The sequence below is a fragment of the Halobacillus karajensis genome (assembly GCF_900108515.1).
Taxonomy (GTDB): domain Bacteria; phylum Bacillota; class Bacilli; order Bacillales; family Halobacillaceae; genus Halobacillus; species Halobacillus karajensis.
In genome coordinates this window covers 485487-506608 of the sequence record NZ_FNWW01000001.1, presented here as the reverse complement: position 1 = coordinate 506608, position 21122 = coordinate 485487, and the positions used below count along the sequence as shown (strand labels likewise).

Genomic DNA, 21122 nt, shown 5'->3' with positions numbered 1-21122 from the left:
TATGAGAGAAATTATTTTACTGCTGGCTGACGTCGTCAATGTTTGGCATGATGTAATTTGGAAACTCACGGACATGATGGGATGGGAACTTACAGATAAGGATCTCCATTTTTGGGTGATTGGTATTCTAGGAATCATTGGTCTCATCTTTGTGGACCTTCTTTTCCACGCATTAGCCAAGTGGAGCATTTCAGTCATTTCTTTCTTATTCACATTTGCCATGGTATTAGTATTTGTGTTTGCAGTAGAAATTCAGCAAAAGATTATGGGTAGCGGGAATATGGAGTTTGCAGATGCCGTTGCCAGTTTACTAGGATTTTTCCTGTTTTGCGGCATTTACTTTGTGTTCCTTGGAATTAGTCGTGCCATTAAAAGATATAGGAATCATAAAAATGAGGATACCCCTCCTGCATAGGTTTAGGTTTCCACGGATGAAAAAACCCCTTCTCCATAACAAGGAGAAGGGGTTTTGCCTTAATTTGAACCAAAATTAACGATCATATCGTGAGTTTTTTGAATCTCCTCTTCCGGCATATCAATTAAAAACATACCGTTCTCTCGAATATTTTGACCTTCCATTTGGTAGGTAGACGAGTTTTTACGGGCACTGCTGTAGTTAGTGGCAAGTCTGCGCATATCCGCAAACTGCATGTTTGTACTGACATTATTTCCAAGGACGTCCATAACATCGCCCACTTTATTAACAGCGTCGAGACGAGCCCCTTTATTTATAATCCCTTGGATAACCTGACGTTGCCGCTCATTACGCCCAAGGTCTCCATTTGGATCATTTTTACGCATCCGCACAAAAGCTAGAGCTTCTCTTCCATCCAGCTCTAATTCTCCTTCTGGAAACTCAAATTTACCTGAAGTGAAAGCACGGTCGTTGTTGATGGTGACACCATCTACAGCATCAACAAGCTGAGAAAGACCTTCCATATTCACTCGCATGTAATAGTCCAATTCAATATCAAGGAAATTTTCAACTGTGTTTACAGCCATGTCGCTGCCACCATACGCATAGGAGTGGTTAATTCTCGTTACACGGCCATCTCCAGCGATTTCTGTTTTGGTATCTCTTGGGATACTAACCATTTGCATTTGGTCATTGTTCGGATCAAGAGTCATTACTATCATCGTATCGGAACGCCCCACATCGTTTTCACGCTCGTCCACACCGAGCAGTAAAATATTCAGCGGTTCTTTTTTATCGACTTTCTCTTTCGTTTCATCTGTATCAATGGATGTAACCTCTTCATGCAAATCCTGGTTTACAGTTGATCGTACTTCATGAAATATCGTATATAAATAAACTCCACCAATTAAGAGTATGAAAGCTAACACAAATAGGACGACTTTCCAGCGTTTACGTTTACGTCTTTTCTTTTTCTTCAACTCTTTACGTCTCATTCCTCCACCTCTTTCTGTAAAATACTACTCTATTATACGATTTTTGTAGATATATGTAAAAAAACATTGCAACAAAACATGAGAATTGGGAATATATGTCGTACCAGGTCATCCAGAATATGGAAGTTATGCTATAGGAATATAAGGAAGTTGTAGTAACACTGGGATGGCAGGCATATAGTGGTATAAGCTATATTTTGGAGGAATGTAAATTGAGAAAGTGGTTGGGGCTGTTGTTTGTTTTTGGTTTGTTGGTGGGATGTGCAGATAATGCGGCAGATAGGGCAATCCAACAGTTTACATCTTCCACGAAAAATGAACTCCATTTTGTTTATTTTTATGAGGAAGAGCCTCCGGATGCAAAAATTCGTTCGCAATTGAACGGAATGAAAGTCTACCTCTCAAGAAAAAATGTGACAGCAACGATTAGCTATCAGAAAATTGCAACAGATAAAAATTATGAAGAGCTTCTCAATGTGAAGGACGGTCAAATTATTGTCTTCGATTACAAAGGCATACGCTTTAATGCCAGGAATGTACATGTTCTCGAGGGGATGGTCCTGCAAATGCAAATGGATGCATAAGGAACATTCGTCCCTGGTTAAAGTGGACGGATGCTCCTTTTTTATTGATTAGGACGGCCATGAGAAGAGCCCATAACCATTTTTATAGTTTAAAAGAAACCTACAATGAAAACCTCAACATATATTTTAGTCATTTTAATGACTTTTGCTATTCTAATCTTTCATTATAGGGAAGGATTATGAAATAATTAGGAAAAGGAGGTTGTGACCATGGTAGATGTATGCACATATCAAAAGACAAAATTTAAAGGCCTGGATGCCGTGGTGCTGGAAAATGAACGAGTACGAGCGGTGATTTTACCGGAGTATGGAGGGAAAATGGTCAGCTTCTTTGATAAAGTCGTAGATTACGAGTGGCTGAGTCAGACAGACCAATCTATACTCGACATTCCTCCCAAAGAAGCGGATTTTTCGGATTACGATCTTAGTGGTTTTGATGAAATATTTACAAGTCTCGATCGAAGCCTGTCAGACCGGAAAGATATTCCGGCACATGGGGAAGTGTGGACGCTTCCATGGGCTTACAACGCGACGAATGATGGGGTAGCATTACAAGTCCATCATCCTGAACTTCCCTATACTTTGAAAAAAAGAATCTGCCTGCATTCCGATGGTCTTAAAATTAAATACGAGGCAGTGAATCAAAGTGAGGAACCCCTTCCATTTTTATGGACGCCGCATGCTCTGTTAAATGCTGGTGACAGTGCGGAAATAGAAGTTCCTGATGGCATGACTCATATGATAAAAGTAGAAAAGGAACAAATGGGAAGCCCAGGTTCCACGCATTCAAATTCAGTTTTTACTAAGCATACAGGCGAAACCAATGGTGTGGAGACAAAGAAACGGGCTAGTATCGAAAGGTTTTCCTTTACCCAACCTTTAACAGAAGGATGGTGTTCACTTGTTCAACCCCATATAAACCGTAAGTTGACCTATCACTTTTCCGAGGCAAAAGTTCCTTATCTTGGGGTATCCAAGATTAAGGGGAGAAAACAGAAAGTGGCGTTGGTACCTTGTACATGTGATAGTCAAGAGGTTAATGGCAAAGGCAATACAGAGGCTATTTCCTCCATCCCGGCACAGGATTCCTGTACTTGGACATTCTCGATGAACATTAGTAAACTTTAAAAAATCTCCCATATTTTTTGGGCATTATTGAAAGCGGTACCAAATTTATGAGTGTAAGATCAAAAGGATATCGAAACTTTCATTTTCCTAAAGGTGGGACTGCTGGAAGTCTAATGTGCAGGGGAAAAGTTCACGGGTTGGAAACCATTTCAACCAAAAATCTCTTTATGAAATAAGCTCCTGTACAGAAACGAAGATACTTAAAAACATCCCCATTATTAAAGAGGACTATAGAACCTAAGAAGACAATCGAACCCCTATCCCGTTGTAGGAGGTTCGATTGTCTTTTTTTAGGTGTTTTTCCTTCAATAACTTACAAAAAGAAATCCCTTAATAAAATTTTTTCTACTGAAGAGCGCCATTACCAAAAATCACCGTACCAGGTCACCCATAATTTGGAATTAACTTAACAGCTCCCGGTCGAATGGATTAAAGGAGTATCAGAGCGAGGGTGGTGGAGGTGATGAGGCCGATTATGACAGGGAGGAAATTTTTGCGGACGAGTTCCATGACAGGCACCCCGCAGAAACCAGCAATCGCAATCAGAGAAGACCAGGCAATAATCGTTCCGCCTCCGGTCCATATCGAGCCCATCTGTCCGATAGCTGCAAGAGTAGAAGCATCCACTGTACCGTTTGCAAGTGAAGCAGATAAAGCACCCGTCAGCGGCAGACCAGAGAACCCGGAGCCATCCAACCCTGTAATGATTCCGATGATTAAAACACTGAATGCAGTCAGGAATGCACTTTGAGGCAGATACCCTTGACTCGACTGAACAAGATCAAAAAGCAAGGATGGGGTATCCTCAGCTGGAAGCACGAGTATATCTTTGGCAAAATCCGCACTCCCAAGAAAGAAAAACCCTGCAATTGGAATGACCGGCCCCATAGCTTTAAAGGCAAAAATAAACCCTTCAGTAATATGCTCTCCTACGTAATCCAGCGCTTTTTGCTTCCCAAAAGCGATTGTAGCCAATAGTAACAAAATGACGGCCACACCCCCAATAAAGGCGGCCCCATTTCCCCCTTCAAAACCACCCATTCGGCCGGAGGTAAGCTTCGTTGATACCATATAAATCATCACTGCAAGCATCGATAATGGGACGACCACGGCAAAAACCTTGCTCCACACTTGAGCATGAGTAGTGCCTTCTTTTCCACGATCGTTAAACCCCTGCATATTCGCAAATTCCTGCTCATTCTTTGGATCGGATGGAGAACGGAAACTTTTCCTGTTAAAAAAGTAAGCGAGACTGATGGCAACAAATCCTGTAATGACAGACAACAGCAGCGCTTGATCCATCACCGCTCCCGTTTCGATTCCACCGGCTTTGGCTGATAACTCGGGAGCCACTTGAATGATGTAGTCGGAAGATAAAGCCATCCCCTGTCCGGCGAGAGCCACAGCCATGGCAGCGACCATTGCCGGTAGGCCTGCACGAATAGCAGCGGGAACGAGTAAGGCACAAATGAGCGGAACGGCGGGTGTCGGCCAGAAAAATAGGGAAACAAGATAGGTGACGCCAATAAGCACAAGGAAAGAAACATGGCTGTTGATCATGACTTTTTGAATGGGTTGAATCATTCGTGTATCGGCGCCCAAGTCTTTAAGCGAGCGTAACAAGGCAACCATGAAAGTAATGATCAGAAAAATATTGAACAGTTCTTTAGCTGCAACCAAATTGGCATTGAATACTCCAACAAAACCACTGATTAAACTTCCATTGAAGATCCAGGCAACAAGGAAGGTTCCGAGTAGTGTTGGAAGAACAACCCCTTTTCGAAAAATCATGGTGAATATAATGATGAGTGTGAATAAGCCGTATATCCAATGAGACATTGTTAGTTCCATCAAAAGTGCCTCCTTTTGGTATAGGCTATTCAGTTGAATGAAAGGAGGTGAAGCGCTGGTTCTCCCTTTTTGTCAAAAATTGTTCTTGATAATTAAATTCAGAACATTATAATGATTAGTATTATTCATTTTTTTGAGGGAGGAAATCGATGAAACAACAACTGACGAACATTTGGAAAGATTGGAGACTCCATACGGTCGTACTTATCATCGTTCTGCTTACGGAAACGATCGGTACGCATTCATTTACTGTCGGTCCTGGCGTCGTTCTTTTATTGCCAATGCTTTACGCTATCATTATGGGTCTTGCTTTATTTTTTACGCCAGTGATTAAAGACAAACAGTCGAAAAATGCAGAACCGCTGATCGTGTTGGGGGTAACGGTACTCATTGCCAAAATCGGGGTCATCATCGGGCCATCCTTGCCACAGATAATTGAAGCCGGCCCTGCTTTACTTCTTCAGGAGTTTGGGAACCTGGGCACGATCCTGATTGCGCTCCCCGTTGCCATCCTTTTAGGACTGAAACGTGAAAGCATTGGCATGACACACTCAGTGGCACGCGAACCGAACGTCGGGTTAATCATGGATAAATACGGATTCAATTCTCCTGAGGGCCGCGGGGTTATGGCGATTTATATTTTTGGTACCGTCTTCGGTGCTGTCTTCATGGGATTGATTTCAGGCTTCCTTGCCACCTGGACACCTCTTCATCCATTATCTTTTGCCATGGCATCAGGAATCGGGAGTGGAAGTATGATGGCCGCTGCTAGTGGGTCACTTGTGGCTGCTTTCCCGGATATGGAAAATGAAATCCTCGCCTTTGCGGGAGCCAGTAACCTTTTATCCTTATCGACAGGGCTCTATATGAGCATTTTTATCGGTTTACCGATTACCGAACGCCTCTATCAAATCATGACAAAGAACAAAAAATACAACACAAGTGAAAGCAAGGGGGCATAAGTAATGTTGAAAAATATACAAGAATGGGTGCTCTTACTTGTGATTTTCGGGGCTGTTTCGGTCCTTGGAAATTGGATTGGTTATGATATTGTTGCTATTGAGGCCATTCCCGGAATGCTGATACTGCTCGGCATTTGTCTCGTTGGATTAATCCTTGGCGAAATCATACCAGGTTCAATCCCGAGTATTGCCTATGTCGCTCTAGTTGGTGTACTCGTATCCATGCCGTGGATGCCGGGATCTCAAGTCATCGTCTCTGCAACTAACGAAGTAGATTTACTAGCCTTGACGACACCCATCCTTGCCTACGCGGGGATTGCCATTGGCCGGTCGTGGACGGATTTTGTGAAATTAGGATGGAAAAGTATTGTGGTAGCTGTCTTTGTTATGCTTGGGACATTTCTTGGCTCAGCTCTTATTGCAGAAGCGATCCTAAGGTTTCAAGGGATTATTTAACTTGGATAAAAACTTATTTCTTAGACAAAAAACCACGGGGCGCCCCCGTGGTTTTTTTATCCGTATTTATTTTTTGTCCGGGACTTCACAACCGTTTTCCGTACAGGCTGCTCCATTCTCACTTGATAAATCTTCAAACACCGGCGTTTCTGTTTCTTCTGCTAAAGCTTTTTCAAGTCCTTGCACAAACACCTCTGTGGGTTGGGCACCAGAAATGGCATACTTCCGGTTAATCACAAAAAATGGAACTCCCTGCACACCGATTTGCTGAGCTTCTGCTTCGTCTCTGCGTACGGCGTCTGTATAACGCTCTCCTTGAAGAACCGTCGTTACTTCATCACGATCCAGACCTGCTTCGGCAGCAAGCTCTGTAATAGTGGCAGGATCACCAATATCTTGGCCATTTGTAAGCACAGCCTTGAAAAATCGCTCCGTAAAAGCTTTGCCCACTTCTTTTTCATTCGCTAGCTGTGAAACACGGTGAGCATCAAAGGTATTGGTCGGGATCACGGAATCGAAATGGAAATCAAGCCCGACCATTTTCGCCTGTTCCGTCATGTTCTGGGTCATTTCCCGTGCTTCTTCAAGGGACCGGCCGTATTTGGACGCGAGTTTCTCGTGCATGTTGCTTTCTGTATTGCGTTCGGCATTCGGATCCAACTCGAAACTTTTATAGGCGATCTCTATATTTTTCCCTGGAAATTGATCCAACGCTTCTTCTAAACGGCGCTTTCCAATATAACAAAAAGGACAGACGAAATCTGACCATACTTCTATTTTCATAACGTTCACCTCTTCTGTAGAATCCATCCTTTCTATTTTACGATGACCTACAATTTAATTCCATTATTCTGTTTTTTAAGGTTGGTGTCCAAATAAGAAAAAAGGACAGGGGGCAGACCTCATCCGATAGTTTTGGAGATGGGGGCGGCTCCTACTGTCGTCACGAGGACCTCCCTTAGAGTACTCTCATTAGTGTTCCATTTTTTAAGCATTCTAACACCATGTTTCCTCTCCCTTTCGATTATAGAAGCAGGGAGGGATTTTTTTATGATTTCTGGTCAAACATTAAAAGACCGAAGTGAAAGGAACATGGGAAAAGTACAGCCGGTGGTGAAGGAAAAAGTGTTCGAGTTGATCGAACGGGCTTATGAGCGTGGAATCTTTGCCCAAATCTCTTCAGGGCATCGCACATGGGAAGAACAAGCCCATCTATATGGAAAAGGACGGCCGGATTATTATTGGAAAGGGAAGCGATATGGTCATAGTGGCTCTATCGTAACGTACGCCCCACCAGGAAAAGCAATCATCATAGTGGGCGGGCGGTCGACTTTTTCCTTGTCAGCGCGGATGGAAAAAATGCCTTATGGACAGTGAACGCGAACTGGCGTGAAGTGGCTAAAATAGCGAAGTCTCTTGGTTTTCAGTGGGGAGGAGATTGGACAAGCTTTAAAGATTATGCCCATTTAGAATGGCCGCCGGTCACCAAGGATGTAAAAGAGGTTCAAAAGAAATTGAATAAGCTCGGCTACAATCCAGGCCTCATCGATGGAATCTATGGTCCGAAAACAAAAACAGCCATCAAAGCGTTTCAACATCAAGAAGGGTTGGAAGTAGATGGAAGCGCTGGTCCTCTGACAATCAACAGATTGAATGCCCGAATGTATCCAGGAGCACCGTTATACTTCGGCTCCCGGGGAGTGAATGTGAAAAGGGTTCAGCGTATGGTCGGCACAGAAGATGATGGTAGGTTTGGTCCAAAAACAGAAGCGGCCGTCTGTTCTTTCCAACAGCAGCACCGTCTCGAAGTGGATGGTGTCGTCGGCCCCATCACTTGGCGAACCATGTTTGGGTACAAGCCCCCGAAAAAGAGATAGGTTGATAGTCAAACGAAGGGCAGTTAGTTGGAAGACTAGATTTCGATGTAGATTTTAGGGCTGATGGGGAAGGGTTCCTTTTCTTACGGGGAACTGGCCAGTTTGCCCTATGGGATCTTGCCTCACTCCTTCTTCCGTGGGATTCTCCCCCTTCCTCAACGACCCTTACCATAGATCGTTCTCGAAATCTTAAGCTCCCTGCCATGAGTGATATCCTCACACCAAAATATCTAGGAGTTCCGACATATCTGTTGACAAATTATGAGATATTTAGAATAATACAAGTTGTAATATTCAGTTAAATCTAAATATTCTCAAAAATTTTCACTTGGATTTGTTAACGCTTTCAACGAAAGGAGGTCAAATCGTTGCTGACGACGATTATTCTTGCCGTTGTGACCGTATTGTCTGTTGTTTTTGCACTCAGGAAGAAGCGGCCACTTTTATTAGCTCTCCCTTTTGTCGCACTTTTCGGGGTGGCATTAGTGAAAATCATGATGGTTCCCATGCCATTTTGGGAAACCGTTCAATTCATTTTTAATCTGAGAGGATAATGGGAAGGGAGGTGAAAGCATATGAAAAAGATGGATCCACAGAAAGCGAGGGCTTATTTCCGCCTGCGAACGATGATGATCTGCATTTACCTTGGAATAGGTGCGCTTGTTTCTTTTGTCGTTGTTCTTGCTGCCGAAAGTCTTCAGTCCTTTACAGTGATGGGACTTCCACTTCCATATTACATGGGGGCCCAGGGAGCGGTCCTTACTTTTATCGTACTTCTATTCTTTAATGCAATGATCAGCGATATGGTAGATAAAAAATTCGGCTTAATTCCTAAACAAAATTCCGAACAAAAATCAGCTGTTAACGAATAAGATAGGGGGAGAAATATGGACGCACAGTTTATAGTCTCCCTTGCTTTAATTGTCGCTACTTTTGCATTATACATAGGTATCGCTATCTACAATAAAGCAAGGGCTACATCAGATTTTTATGTCGCAGGCCGAGGAGTACCACCTGTCTTTAACGGCATGGCTATCGGTGCAGATTGGATGAGTGCAGCTTCATTCATTGGGATGGCTGGAACGGTCATGATCCTAGGGTATGATGGGCTTGCCTATATCATGGGATGGACCGGCGGCTATTTGCTGCTCACCTTTCTATTAGCTCCTCAGTTAAGAAAATATGGCCGGTATACAGTGCCGGAATTTATTGGCGACCGTTACCGCAGCAACACGGCTCGGTTGATTGCGGCAGTTGCCACCATTATTATTAGTTTCACTTACTCCGTTGGGCAGTTATCCGGTTCAGGCGTTGTTATCGGGCGTTTACTGGAAGTGAATACGGTGATTGGTACATTAATTGGTGTAGTACTGATTGCTTTTTACTCGGCAATGGGCGGGATGAAAGGAATTACCTGGACCCAGGTCGCACAGTATTTAGTTTTGATTATTGCTTACTTGATCCCGGTCATTTTTATGTCGATGCAGTTGACTCAAAACCCAGCTCCATGGCTTTCCTATGGAGATGTCGTGTCAGAAATGCGAGCCATTGACCAAGAACTTGGAATTTCTGAATACGTCGTTCCATTTACCGAAGGCACGAAATGGCAGTTTATAGCTCTCATGTTCACCTTAATGGCAGGTACAGCAGGTCTGCCGCACGTCATTGTCCGTTTTTATACAGTGGCAACGATGAAAGCGGCACGATGGAGTGGGGCATGGGCGCTGTTATTCATCGGTCTACTTTATTTATCCGCTCCAGCTTATGCGGCTTTTTCCCGTTTTATCTTAATGACAGAAGTAGCGGGCTCATCATTGAATAACCTTCCTGCATGGACACAAGCCTGGGTGGATACAGGACGGCTTTCCCTAGCGGATAGCAATAGTGACGGGGTTTTGCAATGGTCCGAACTCGTCATTAGTAATGACATTGTCGTTATGGCCACACCGGAAATTGCCAACCTTGGTATTTTTGTCATCGGTTTGATGGCAGCCGGTGCGATGGCAGCTGCTTTGTCCACGGCAGGCGGTCTGATGATTGCCATCTCTGCTGCCTTGTCCCACGATATTTATTTCCGTTCGATCAATCCGAATGCCAGTGAGAAAAAGCGATTGGCGGTTGGTCGTTGGTCCATTGTGCTTGCTACAGTTGCCGCAGGACTGATTGCCTTGAACCCACCGGGTGCCATTACTCAAATAGTAGCCTGGGCATTTGCCCTTGCATCCGGTTCCTTCTTTCCTGCACTTCTTCTTGGAGTCTGGTGGAAGCGTGCCAATGGTCCAGGGGTTATCGCAGGTATGCTCGTTGGTTTATCTGTGACACTCGGGTATATTTTCGCTGCTAAGTATGGGGGTTTCACTATACTTGGGATCATTGATACAGGAGCCGGGGTCTTCGGGGCGGCGGCCGCGATTTTAGCGAACATCGTGGTATCGTTGATGACTGCACCACCATCCAAACAAACCCAGGACGAAGTTACAGATCTCCGTTATCCGGAACAAATCGAATACAAAGATGGCGAATACTGGCTCAAAGAAGACGCCAAATAAAAATGAATAAAACAGGGGCACCAGGCATCCAATAAATGGAGGTCCTGGTGCCTTCTATATTTTCATATTACATACGATGCAATTTGGCGAAGTCTATTTGTAGTTTGTCTGAAACAGATTGATAGACTTCAAAGAGTGCCTGATATTTTTGATGGTTATCAGCATTTGGCTCATAATGTTCCTTCATTGGGATGGAGGACTTGATAGAGGTCAAATCATCGACATGACCTAAGCTATACAGAGCAACCCAGGCGGCTCCCCAGGCGGAACTTTGGTGACTGACCGGAAGATCGATTCTTTTGTTAAAGATGTCCGCGAGCATTTGTATCCACGTTTCCGAGCGGGCGAATCCGCCACTTGCATAAATGGTTTCATGATGGTTGCCCAGGCGTTCCAACGCCTTTCCAATGTGAAAAATGGAAAACAGAACGCCTTCCATGGCGGCGCGTGTCACATGCCCCTTTTTATGGGAGGGGGTGAGGCCAATATAGGATCCTTTGGCTTCTGCATTCCAAAATGGCGCCCGTTCACCATTTAAGTATGGAAGGAATAATAAATTTCCCGAACCCGCTTCCACTTCTCCAGCAAGTTTTGTCAATTCTTCAATAGGGACCTCTCTCTCTTCTGATAAGAGTTGCTGTACCCATTTCAATACGAGGCCGCCATTATTAGACGGCCCCCCTGTAATCCACAAATCATCGGTGAAACTATAAGAGAATACTTCCTGTTTGTCATCTAATAGTGGCTCACTTGAGAATTGACGAATCGCTCCACTTGTGCCGATCGTAATCGCTGTTTCGCCAGGCTGAATGGCACCGATACCAAGGTTGGCCAGCGGTCCGTCACTTCCACCAATAACAAAAGGGGTAGAGGGAGCCAAGCCTGATTTTTCAATCAAGTCTTCCTTCATCCCGCTCATGGCATAGGTAGGAGCAACAGGGGTGAAAAGCTGTTCCGGATGGATCCCTGCGATGGCCAATGTTTCTTCATCCCAACGGTGCTCATGAATATTGAAGAGCCCTGTCGCAGCCGCGATGGAGTAATCTACCACTTTCTCGCCAAACCAACGGTACAATAGAAATTCTTTTACAGAAACAAAATAGTCGGCCTGTTTCCAAGGTTCATATTGATTGTTCTTCATCCATATCAACTTGGATAAAGGAGACATCGGATGGAGTGGTGTTCCGGTTCGCATATATACGTCGGGTTGTTCCTCTTTCAAAGTGGATGCTTCACTGGCACTGCGCGCATCGGCCCAAATCATCGATGGGCACAACGAGGCACCATTTTTATCCATGCAAATCAACGAATGCATAGCCGCAGATATACCGACGCCGGCAATTTTCCCGCATTCGAGCGTTCGTGTACTAATGTTCAAAGCTTCAAGTGCGGCTTGTTCAATTTGAAGGGGATCCTGTTCTGCATAACCGACCACAGGATGAGAGAGAGGGTAGGCGACTTCATATTCAGCTGCCACCTCTCCGTTTTTATGAAAAACGACGGATTTCGCGCTTGTCGTTCCAATATCTAATCCAATGACATAATCCATATAAGACTTCCTTTCTACACACGTTTCCTCGATATCGCGTCTCGCATCTTCTGCGTAGCCGCTTGTGCTTGTTCTTTCATTTTCACACTATAATTGACGAACAGAGAATCAATCAGGGACAACCCTGCGATTCTTGAAGCTAGAGCTTCGGATCGAAATTCCGTTTCCTCTGCCACTGTATATAAGGAAAGATCAACCACTTTCGTTAGCGGTGATTTCGCAAAGTTCGTGATGGCAATGGTTTTGACTTGGTTCTTTTTCGCCACGTCTACGATATCCAGGATATCCTGATTGGATCCTGTGTGGGAAATGACTACAGCCACGTCGTTTTCTCTCATTTGGGAAGCAGACATGAGCTGAAGGTGAGTATCAGGGTAGGCATGGGCTTCCATTCCTGTCCGAATGAATTTGTGCTGGGCATCCATCGCAAGGATGTTCGATCCCCCACTTCCAAAAAAGAAGACACGATCGGCTTCAATAAGGTACTTCATCGCTTTTTGCAAGGATAAAGGGTTTTGAACATCCCGGGACGTTTCCAATGCACGGATATTTGCTTGAAATACTTTTTCAGTAATTTCAAGATCTGTATCATTTTCAGAAATGGTTTCGTGGATATCCTTTATTGGATTCACGATTTCTGAGGCAAGGGCAATCTTCATCGCCTGGTATCCCTTGAATCCAATTCGTTTGCAGAATCTGAAAACGGTTGCATCAGCGACCATAAGGTCATCGGCAACTTGGTTAATGGTAGAGTGGACGATGTCCTCTGTGTTTTCCAATATGTAATCAGCGATTAACTTCTCTTTCTCACTGAACTGGTTGTAAGAAGAGCGGATTCGGCTGATGACATGCTTCGTTGGGGGTTCAATCATAAGGACTCCTCCTTCGAATTTCCTACTAGTTTTCATTGTATATGAAAATAATTTCAAAAGAAAGTTTGGATATAGTGAAAAAATTTTCTGAAAAACTATTGAACAAAAAAAGATTTATTGTATAATCGGAATTACAGAAAATAATTTTCAAAGTTGTGACAAATGGTGACGACATTTTTTTAGGCGTGATATGAAAGCGCTTAATGGAGGGGGTCGACAGCGCGCAACAGAGGGATGTATTTTCTATGGAATCGATTCCTGTTTTTTAGCTGTAAATTGAAAGCGGTTACTAATTCGGGGAAGGTTCATTTGTTTGGTGAAAAAATTTACATACAAGGGGAGAGGTTAACATGAAGAAATTATTTGGCTTATTGTCCATGCTTCTTTTGATTACCGTTCTTGCCGCATGCGGAAATGGCGATGCAGAGTCCAGCAGCGGCAATGATGAAAGCGCTTCAGAGGACGGCGGTGAAACTAAAACAATTAAAGCCGGAATCGGGCTGAACAGTGATCATCCACAATATAAAGGTCTATTAAAGTTTAAAGAAATTGTGGAGGAAAAAACAGATGGTGCGATTGAAGTTGAAACCTATCACAGCGGCCAGCTTGGTGATGATCGTTCCATGACAGAGGCTCTACAGCTTGGTTCACAAGAAGTGGTTATTCCTTCCACGGCCCCACTTGCAAACTTCGTTCCAGAATTCAGTGTCTTTGATATTCCGTTCCTATTCCCGAATGAAGAAGTAGCGGACAAAGTGCTTGACGGTGAAGTAGGCCAAGAGTTACTAGGAAAATTGGAAGAACAAAACCTTGTCGGCCTCGCTTATTGGGAAAATGGCTTCCGTGACCTGACAAACAGTGAGCGTGCCGTAGCATCAGTAGATGATTTCGATGGCCTTAAAATTCGTACAATGGAAAACGACCTTCATTTAGATGCCTTCAAAGCACTAGGTGCAAACCCGACGCCAATGGCATTTACAGAATTGTTCACAGCAATGCAGCAGGGTACAGTAGACGGCCAGGAGAACCCTTATGCAACGATTTATTTGCAAAAGTTCTATGAAGTACAGAAACACGTATCTGACACGCACCACATCTACAGTCCATTCGTTTTCTTGATGAGTAAATCTTTCTATGATGGTTTGACAGAAGAACAACAGAAAATCATGAAAGATGCTGCGGTGGAAGCAGGCGAGTACGAACGTAAGTTGAACCGTGAAGCCAACGAGAAGTATTTAGAAAAGCTTCAAGAAGAAGGAATGGAATATACAGAAATTACGGATGAAGCACGTCAGGAAATGGTCGATGCTGTGGCTCCTGTAATTGAAGATTATAAGAGCAAGATCGGTGAAGAAACTGTCGATAAAGTTTATCAGGCAATTGAAGACGTGCAAAAATAATAGAATGTCGGGGAGTACGCTGTAGAGGGTCTGCAGCGTATTCTTCTCCATTCAGGGTCAGTTGAGGTGAGGGAATTGAACATCATTCGAGCGATCGATCGGAGATTAGAAGAAGTGCTGCTCGTTATTTTCTCGACAACCATGGTCAGTGTCATTTTCCTGCAAGTAGCTATGCGTGTATCAGGAAATTCACTGTCTTGGTCGGAAGAACTTGGACGGTATTGCTTTATATGGCTTGTGTATATTGGAATCAGTTATGGAGTGAAAAAACAACGTCACATCAAAGTGGACGTTATGCTTCTCTTACTTAAAGGAAAAGCAAAATTGATGCTTGCTATCATTTCTAATCTATTATTCTTAGTTTTCAGTTTGTACGTGGTATTCAATGGCTATGATATCGCATCCCAGCTCCTGTCATTTGGTCAGAAATCACCGGCTTTACATATACCGATGGGCTGGGTGTACATGGCTACCCCGGTAGGTTTTGCTTTAACGGCGATCCGTTTGATACAAAATTTGTTTGTCCAGTTCAGGATGCTATTTGGTAAAAAAGAACTTCATGTCGAAGATGAACGCGATCGGATGCAGAAGCAGGAAGGGGAGGATGAATCATGACAACAATCGTATTATTCGGGACATTTGCCCTCTTCCTCTTACTTAGTGTACCGATTGGAATCGCACTCGGATTATCTACGCTTGCGACGATTTTCTATACGGGGGCCATCCCGGTTCAGTTCTTAATGAAGGAACTCGTTACATCCGTCGATTCATTCCCATTAATGGCCGTTCCCTTTTTCATCCTTGCCGGTGAAATTATGGGGAAAGGCGGCATTTCCGAGCGGCTTTTCAATTTCGCAAACGCCCTTGTAGGTAACAAAACAGGTGGCTTTGCGATGGCAACCATCGTCACATGTATGTTCTTTGCGGCCATTTCAGGTTCAGGACCAGCGACCGTGGCGGCTATCGGAGGCATCATGATTCCAGCGATGGTTAGACAAGGGTATGACAAGAAATTCGCGACCGCAACAGTTGCCGCTGCCGGTTCCATTGGAGTTATCATCCCACCAAGTATCCCAATGGTAATCTATGGAGTTGTTGGCGGCGCGTCCATCGGTGATATGTTCATTGCCGGCATCATTCCAGGATTGATCGTCGGTGGTGCGCTTCTAATGTGGGCCTATATCTATTCCAGAAAACAAGGATACAAAGGTTTGGCTGAAAAAACGTCTTTTTCTAATATCCTAAAAACATTATGGGAAGCGAAATGGGCTCTTGTCATTCCAATTATTATCCTTGGAGGTATTTATGGAGGGATTTTCACACCGACAGAAGCAGCCGTTATTGCTGTCGTATATGGCGTAATTGCCGGATTGTTCCTATATCGGGAGCTATCGATCAAGGATATGCCGAAGATCTTTGCTGACTCTGCTTTGACGACAGCGACCGTCTTGATTATCGTCGGTTCAGCGACGGCTTTCGGACGTCTGTTAACAATTGAACAGATTCCGACACAGGTCGCGAATTTCCTTCTGTCTATTTCAGAAAACGAGATCATCCTGATTTTGTTGATTACATTATTGTTATTGGTAGTCGGCTGTTTCATGGATACACTGGCAGCCATTATTATTCTAACACCGATTCTGCTCCCAATTGCAGTGAATCTTGACTATGATCCGATTCATTTTGGAATCATCATGGTGGTAAACTTGGCAATCGGCTTTATTACACCACCGCTGGGTGTAAACCTATTTGTCGGATCCGGTATATCCGGGTTGTCCATTGAACAGTTATCCAGGGCGATCATCCCATACTTTTTCGCGATGATCTTCTCCCTGCTTATGATTACGTTCATTCCAGAGCTGTCTCTATGGCTGCTTAGTTTCGCCGAATGATGAAAAAGGACTGACCCTCCTTGTCACGAAAAATCCCTTGCTTTAAGGCAAGGGGTTTTTCGGTTTTACGTGGGGATGGATTCTAGAAGAATGGTTCGGGGGAGACTTCCACCGGACGATGGAATAAAATGTTTAAGAGCATCATTTCATTCCAATATTACTTCACTTATTTATATAAAGGATTTAAAGGAGGAACAAAGATGAGTGGACAAGTATCCAAAAATGTAAAGGTGCACATGAAAGAAACACAAACGATTATGGAGCTTTCGCAAATCATCCAACGTTATGATTCAGAAATTATTTTGAAGAAGGTCGTTCAAGGAAATATTCATGAAGCAAATCTGAAAAGCTTTCTAGGATTAATTAACCTAAGATTGCAAGAAGGAGACGAAATTGAAGTCACCTGCATTGGCACAGATGCAGCCCAAGCCCTCAAAGAAGTCGAAACCTTCCTGCAGCCATAAATGGATTTTAAATGGATTTTTCTGTAAGACCTGGTCACCCATTACTTGGGTGACCAGGTCTTACTTTATTTGCCAATTGAACAAAAAACTCGTACTGTTTGATGTCTTTAAAGTAAGAGAGAATGGTAGAGGTTGTAATCAAGTCGGAATAGAAAGGGGATGGAGATAAGTAGTGGGAGTAACTGCTCCATTTATAGTCTTCAGGGTTGAAAGTGAGCAATGCGCGACAGGGATTTAAATGGATATATCGGCTGACCTGGAGGATGGCATTCACATCTCCCTGGAGCTGTGCTTTATAAGGTCCTTGGAAGAGGTGGCCTGTAAAACCATATTTCTTATTAAAATAAATCGCGTATTGGGAGTGGAGATCTTTCATGAATGTTCCTGGGGGAATATCAATCGTTTCAATCAGAAGATGGACGTGGTTGGACATGAGGCAGAAAGAATGGAGATGAAAGGGGTGGGAAAACTTTGCTTCCCTTAGTAACTCTAAATACTTAAATCGATCCCGGTCGTCATAAAATATTTCGGCTTTTCGGTTTCCTCTTGCTGTGATATGATACCAAGCTTTTGGAAACCACCTACGCTTTCGCATAACATCATCCTTCCCTATTGGATTATTTTTGGACATTAACCTTTATTCAACAAAAGCACAAAAACTCCTGCATAATTGACAAATTTTGTTGTACCAGGTATGGAAAAATATGTCGCACCAGGTCATACAATTTTTTCCATAACTGGTCACCCAATATCTGGGACACTTGAGGCGACAGGTTTGGGGATTTTTGATAAACTGTTAGAGTTATTATTCTATGTTTCGGAATATAGAAACAGGAGGGACGTTCACGATGTCGATTTTCTTCCAAGTAGTACTGCCTGTGATCCTCGTGTTTTTTTCAGGCTATGCGTTGCAAAAGTTTCTTCACCTCGAGATTAAATCAATCTCTTCCGTTGTCCTTTATATCATGCTTCCGTGTCTTGTATTCAAGACCTTTTATGAAGCGACATTTGATCAAGACTACCTGATGATGGTTGTTTTCTCCATACTCTTATTGTTTAGTATTCTATTGATTAACAAAATCGCAGCTAAATTATTAAACTATGAGACATCAACAGAAAGTGGGCTGATTCTTTCAACCGCCTTCATGAATGCCGGAAACTACGGAGCGCCAATTGTGCTGTTTGCTTTCGGAGAGCAAGGGTTTGTTTATTCTGTTTCGTTCATGGTACTGCAGCAAATTGTTATGAACTTTTTCGGTGTGTATTACGCTGCAAAAGGGGCAGCAGGGATTGGGATGGCTCTCAAAACCGTTTTGAAAATGCCGCCTACTCATGCGGTTTGGATTGCCCTTGTTTTTAAATATACAGCCATGCCCATCTCTGATAATGTGATGTCGAGCGTACAGCTTGTCGGTAATGCTACAATTCCAACGGTGATGATCCTTCTTGGTATGCAGCTGGCCAACATAACAGTGAGAAATCTCTCCTGGGACAAGATATCCTATGCTGCCACTCTCCGATTAGTCGGCTCACCATTGATTGCCTGGGCGTTAACGGTCATTTTGCCGATGAGTGATATGATGGCCAACGTTATGATCATATCCGCAGCTATGCCGTCAGCGGCAACGACAACGATGTATGCCGTCCAATTTGATTCAAAGCCAGAACTTGTTTCAAGTATTACTTTAATCACTACAGTATTAAGCATTGTCAGCATTCCAATCACGCTCAACATTCTGACCTGATGCGTAAGTAGGAAGAACGGTAAAAAGGCCTCCATGGATACCATCCATTCTCTATTATCATAATGGAAGGCTCCAATAATTTATCAAATTCCACATATAAAAAGAAGATCCGCCTTTATACAATGGCGGATCTTCTTTATGAAGAACTTTGCTTCTTCTTATCCTTCCAGAACATATAAACATTCAAACACAGAAATGCAACACTGAAGATGGCACTGAACGTAGACATTTCAATCACATTCGTAAACCATCCCAAAATTAAATAAATGAGAAAAAATCCGGCAAATCCGAGATAGACCATCGTCTCTTCCTTTCCATAAAACATCGCCTTCATTATAACATTCTATGGAACGAGGAGGAAAATTACTTAGGTGGATACATATAAAACCGGTATACCGTGAATTCATGTCCAGCTTCAATGCTATAGGACTCAATCGGCAGTTTGGCAATTGTCGTACCATCGGTTTGTTCCATGGAAATGGTTAGAACGATTTCTTTTTCTTCTAATAAAGGGAGTGGATAAGGATGAACGATCTCTACCATCCATTCATAGGCAAGACACTCTAGGAAAGCATGAGTAAACGTTGTCGGCAATTCATCCAGCCAGATGTTCGAAAGAGGGAACAAGGATCGAGATGTTTGCTCCAAGGGAATTCCTCCGTTTTCTTAGGATAAATATTACATTCCCTTTTCAATATTCAGTTAAACGGTTCCATCTCATTACTTTTAATTTGATCTGTTTGCGCGCCCGCTTAATAGTAGATGGACTTTTTCCTGTGGCTGAAGCGATTTCTTCAACGGTATGACCATTGTAACAATATTGAAAAATAAACCGTTCCCTGTTTGTGAGGGAAGCATGATGGTAAATATCGAAAAGAAGCAGATTTTCGTGTTGAGGATCCTTCTCACGGAGTGGATGTTGGAGGGAGAAAAGGTGAGCGGCTTTTCGTTCTTTATATTCTTTCCGTTCCATCGTCTGGAAATGCCACAGTAAAGCATAGGTGAAATAGGTGGAGAACTTACTTCGCTTAGGGTCATGCCTTTCTGCACAGCGGGTATACACAAAGTAGCTTTCTTGGAGATGATCATCATAGGGTTCAGGGACGTTCCAGTGGCGTAAAGTGGAATGAATAAGGCTTTTACATTCGTGGAAAGGGGGGATAGGATTTTTCATCATAGACTCCTTTCTATAAGTCTATTATCCTATATTTCCCATCTATTAGAAAGTGAAAATTCGATTTTTCTTATATGAAAATGGGGATTTTGTATATTTTTGACACCAAAAAACCTTTTTCTATCGATTATAGTATGAAGGATAATTTAGGGGAGGGTGTCATGTGGTCACAGATGAGAAGTTTGAAAGGATTGTTGAAGAAACAGAAGGTTTGATTTATCACCATATTCATAAGTTACACATTATTGATAGAAACGGAGATTTCTACGCTGAGGGACTTTTTGCCTTATGGAACGCCTATCGTACATACAATCCTGAAGCGGGTGCTTTTGTGACATACCTCCACTGGAAGGTTAGAAATGCTTTAATCGATAAAATACGAAAAGACTCTAGGATAACTATGCAGGAAGAAGGATTAGCTGAACGGATGGCCAAAGAAGGGTTAGGTCAATGGGAGGATGGGATTACAGATACTTATATGTGGAAACAGGTGAAGGCCAGTCTAACCCCCAATCAATGGAAATGGGTGTATCATACCATCATCATGGACCGGTCGGTTGCAAAGACAGCCTATTTGGAGAAAGTTACCCATGATGCGGTTAAGAATTGGGGACGTCATGCCAGGAGAAAGTTGAAAGAATTAGCAGGAACGATTTGAAAAGCCCTGGGAAAATTCCAGGGCTTCTCGGTTATTTATTAATCGTTATGTTTATTTTTTGCAATCCCAACGCACGAGCAGCTTTAATCATTTTGGCAGCCTCTTGCTCAGCATCCTGGATATGAACGTCATTTCTGGAAATGCTCAGTGTTGTCCCGCCAGACAACAACGTAGCTTCCTCTGATGTATGGTTGTCATCTTTAATGGATAAAAATGATTGCGGTTGCTCTTGGGCGATTTCTTCCTGACGCATACGATTTACGCGACCACGGATTTTACGACCATGGTAGACAACGCTCGCATACGGGCACCCAGTCTCAGCAGCGATTTCACGGTAGTTTTTTTCTGTTTCACCGATCAGGCGCTTTACTTCGCTGAGGTCGTAGTCGTATTGTTTACTCTTCTTCGCCATTGTGAATCCCCCTTTTCATTTATAGTATAATTGTATACAATTATAACTTAATTTAATAGTAGAAGTTAATAATTCTTAAAATCTTTTAAAAACACTTACATTTGTTGTAAACTATGACATATGTAAAAGCAATGTTTTG

26 protein-coding genes and 1 pseudogene are annotated in these 21122 nt (G+C 43.1%); 17 read left to right on the top strand and 10 right to left on the bottom strand.

Translation table 11 applies throughout. The features are described 5' to 3' along the window. Position 1: 1 nt before the first annotated feature. Positions 2-415, top strand: coding sequence for a hypothetical protein (locus BLW54_RS02355; protein ID WP_074733163.1), 414 nt, complete (start codon positions 2-4; stop codon positions 413-415). Positions 416-474: 59 nt separating this feature from the next. Here the strand turns inward: BLW54_RS02355 and BLW54_RS02350 are convergent, their stop codons facing one another. Next, on the bottom strand, positions 475-1410 hold the full coding sequence (locus BLW54_RS02350) for an LCP family glycopolymer transferase (protein WP_074733162.1): 936 nt from the start codon (positions 1408-1410) through the stop codon (positions 475-477). A 212-nt stretch (positions 1411-1622) separates the two neighbouring features. Here BLW54_RS02350 and BLW54_RS02345 point away from each other — a divergent pair, with 212 nt between their 5' ends. Both BLW54_RS02345 and BLW54_RS02340 read left to right on the top strand, forming a co-directional pair. Then, positions 1623-1994: a hypothetical protein gene (locus tag BLW54_RS02345; protein ID WP_074733161.1), complete on the top strand. Its 372-nt coding sequence runs from the start codon at positions 1623-1625 to the stop codon at positions 1992-1994. Positions 1995-2204: 210 nt separating this feature from the next. Then, positions 2205-3122, top strand: coding sequence for an aldose epimerase family protein (locus BLW54_RS02340; protein ID WP_074733160.1), 918 nt, complete (start codon positions 2205-2207; stop codon positions 3120-3122). A 429-nt stretch (positions 3123-3551) separates the two neighbouring features. Here BLW54_RS02340 and BLW54_RS02335 read toward each other — a convergent pair whose 3' ends face one another. Beyond that, positions 3552-4973: a hypothetical protein gene (locus BLW54_RS02335; RefSeq protein ID WP_074733159.1), complete on the bottom strand. Its 1422-nt coding sequence runs from the start codon at positions 4971-4973 to the stop codon at positions 3552-3554. 149 nt (positions 4974-5122) lie between these two features. Here BLW54_RS02335 and BLW54_RS02330 point away from each other — a divergent pair, with 149 nt between their 5' ends. Together BLW54_RS02330 and BLW54_RS02325 are read left to right on the top strand one after the other, a co-directional pair. Beyond that, positions 5123-5935 (top strand): DUF3100 domain-containing protein, encoded by an 813-nt coding sequence (locus BLW54_RS02330; protein WP_074733158.1) that lies wholly within the window; start codon positions 5123-5125, stop codon positions 5933-5935. Between the two features lie 3 nt (positions 5936-5938). Next, on the top strand, positions 5939-6391 hold the full coding sequence (locus BLW54_RS02325) for a hypothetical protein (RefSeq protein WP_035506586.1): 453 nt from the start codon (positions 5939-5941) through the stop codon (positions 6389-6391). A 66-nt stretch (positions 6392-6457) separates the two neighbouring features. Here BLW54_RS02325 and BLW54_RS02320 read toward each other — a convergent pair whose 3' ends face one another. After that, positions 6458-7174, bottom strand: coding sequence for a DsbA family oxidoreductase (locus tag BLW54_RS02320; RefSeq protein WP_074733157.1), 717 nt, complete (start codon positions 7172-7174; stop codon positions 6458-6460). Positions 7175-7441: 267 nt separating this feature from the next. Between BLW54_RS02320 and BLW54_RS20240 the strand changes: the two genes are divergently transcribed. The 6 genes and pseudogenes from BLW54_RS20240 (at position 7442) to BLW54_RS02300 (ending at position 10817) form a co-directional block, all read left to right on the top strand. After that, positions 7442-7768: a M15 family metallopeptidase domain-containing protein gene (locus tag BLW54_RS20240; protein ID WP_083391463.1), complete on the top strand. Its 327-nt coding sequence runs from the start codon at positions 7442-7444 to the stop codon at positions 7766-7768. Further along, positions 7744-7983 (top strand): annotated as a pseudogene (locus BLW54_RS21115) (peptidoglycan-binding domain-containing protein); the annotation flags it as partial. The gene BLW54_RS20240 and the pseudogene BLW54_RS21115, both read left to right, overlap by 25 nt. Before the next feature lie 69 nt (positions 7984-8052). Further along, positions 8053-8268 carry a peptidoglycan-binding domain-containing protein gene (locus BLW54_RS21110; RefSeq protein WP_341853308.1) on the top strand — a complete coding sequence of 72 codons (216 nt, stop codon included), beginning with the start codon at positions 8053-8055 and terminating at the stop codon, positions 8266-8268. Between the two features lie 368 nt (positions 8269-8636). After that, entirely contained in the window at positions 8637-8822 is a 186-nt protein-coding gene (locus BLW54_RS02310) for a hypothetical protein (RefSeq protein ID WP_035506581.1), read from the top strand. Positions 8823-8843: 21 nt separating this feature from the next. Next, the gene (locus BLW54_RS02305; RefSeq protein WP_035506580.1) at positions 8844-9140 is read left to right on the top strand and encodes a DUF4212 domain-containing protein; all 297 of its coding nucleotides are present in this window, start codon (positions 8844-8846) and stop codon (positions 9138-9140) included. Between the two features lie 15 nt (positions 9141-9155). Beyond that, complete coding sequence (locus BLW54_RS02300; RefSeq protein WP_035506579.1) at positions 9156-10817, top strand: sodium:solute symporter family protein; 1662 nt, start codon at positions 9156-9158, stop codon at positions 10815-10817. Positions 10818-10884: 67 nt separating this feature from the next. On the opposite strand, the gene BLW54_RS02295 is transcribed toward BLW54_RS02300, so the two are convergent. Both BLW54_RS02295 and BLW54_RS02290 read right to left on the bottom strand, forming a co-directional pair. Next, on the bottom strand, positions 10885-12366 hold the full coding sequence (locus BLW54_RS02295; protein WP_074733156.1) for a gluconokinase: 1482 nt from the start codon (positions 12364-12366) through the stop codon (positions 10885-10887). Between the two features lie 14 nt (positions 12367-12380). Further along, complete coding sequence (locus BLW54_RS02290) at positions 12381-13238, bottom strand: MurR/RpiR family transcriptional regulator (RefSeq protein ID WP_035506576.1); 858 nt, start codon at positions 13236-13238, stop codon at positions 12381-12383. 350 nt (positions 13239-13588) lie between these two features. On the opposite strand from BLW54_RS02290, the gene BLW54_RS02285 reads away from it, so the two are divergent. The 4 genes from BLW54_RS02285 (at position 13589) to BLW54_RS02270 (ending at position 16994) form a co-directional block, all read left to right on the top strand. Continuing rightward, entirely contained in the window at positions 13589-14638 is a 1050-nt protein-coding gene (locus tag BLW54_RS02285; protein WP_074733155.1) for a TRAP transporter substrate-binding protein, read from the top strand. Positions 14639-14704: 66 nt separating this feature from the next. Then, complete coding sequence (locus BLW54_RS02280) at positions 14705-15253, top strand: TRAP transporter small permease (RefSeq protein WP_414625735.1); 549 nt, start codon at positions 14705-14707, stop codon at positions 15251-15253. After that, positions 15250-16530, top strand: a complete 1281-nt coding sequence (locus BLW54_RS02275; protein ID WP_035506570.1) for a TRAP transporter large permease — start codon at positions 15250-15252, stop codon at positions 16528-16530. Before BLW54_RS02280 ends, BLW54_RS02275 begins: the two co-directional genes overlap by 4 nt. Before the next feature lie 200 nt (positions 16531-16730). Then, positions 16731-16994, top strand: coding sequence for an HPr family phosphocarrier protein (locus tag BLW54_RS02270; protein WP_035506569.1), 264 nt, complete (start codon positions 16731-16733; stop codon positions 16992-16994). A 34-nt stretch (positions 16995-17028) separates the two neighbouring features. On the opposite strand, the gene BLW54_RS02265 is transcribed toward BLW54_RS02270, so the two are convergent. Continuing rightward, positions 17029-17589: a transposase gene (locus BLW54_RS02265; protein ID WP_167358778.1), complete on the bottom strand. Its 561-nt coding sequence runs from the start codon at positions 17587-17589 to the stop codon at positions 17029-17031. A gap of 253 nt (positions 17590-17842) precedes the next feature. Between BLW54_RS02265 and BLW54_RS02260 the strand changes: the two genes are divergently transcribed. Then, positions 17843-18739, top strand: a complete 897-nt coding sequence (locus BLW54_RS02260) for an AEC family transporter (protein ID WP_035506566.1) — start codon at positions 17843-17845, stop codon at positions 18737-18739. Positions 18740-18875: 136 nt separating this feature from the next. Here the strand turns inward: BLW54_RS02260 and BLW54_RS02255 are convergent, their stop codons facing one another. From BLW54_RS02255 to BLW54_RS02245, 3 genes are read right to left on the bottom strand one after another with little or no spacing between them, the layout of a single operon-like run. Then, positions 18876-19073, bottom strand: coding sequence for a hypothetical protein (locus BLW54_RS02255; RefSeq protein ID WP_035506564.1), 198 nt, complete (start codon positions 19071-19073; stop codon positions 18876-18878). 29 nt (positions 19074-19102) lie between these two features. Then, positions 19103-19387, bottom strand: coding sequence for a hypothetical protein (locus BLW54_RS02250; RefSeq protein ID WP_035506562.1), 285 nt, complete (start codon positions 19385-19387; stop codon positions 19103-19105). A 43-nt stretch (positions 19388-19430) separates the two neighbouring features. Next, complete coding sequence (locus tag BLW54_RS02245) at positions 19431-19916, bottom strand: LuxR C-terminal-related transcriptional regulator (RefSeq protein WP_081866970.1); 486 nt, start codon at positions 19914-19916, stop codon at positions 19431-19433. Positions 19917-20076: 160 nt separating this feature from the next. Here BLW54_RS02245 and BLW54_RS02240 point away from each other — a divergent pair, with 160 nt between their 5' ends. Then, on the top strand, positions 20077-20571 hold the full coding sequence (locus tag BLW54_RS02240; protein ID WP_035506559.1) for a sigma-70 family RNA polymerase sigma factor: 495 nt from the start codon (positions 20077-20079) through the stop codon (positions 20569-20571). Between the two features lie 31 nt (positions 20572-20602). Here BLW54_RS02240 and BLW54_RS02235 read toward each other — a convergent pair whose 3' ends face one another. Further along, entirely contained in the window at positions 20603-20983 is a 381-nt protein-coding gene (locus tag BLW54_RS02235; protein WP_035506557.1) for a hypothetical protein, read from the bottom strand. Positions 20984-21122 lie beyond the last annotated feature (139 nt).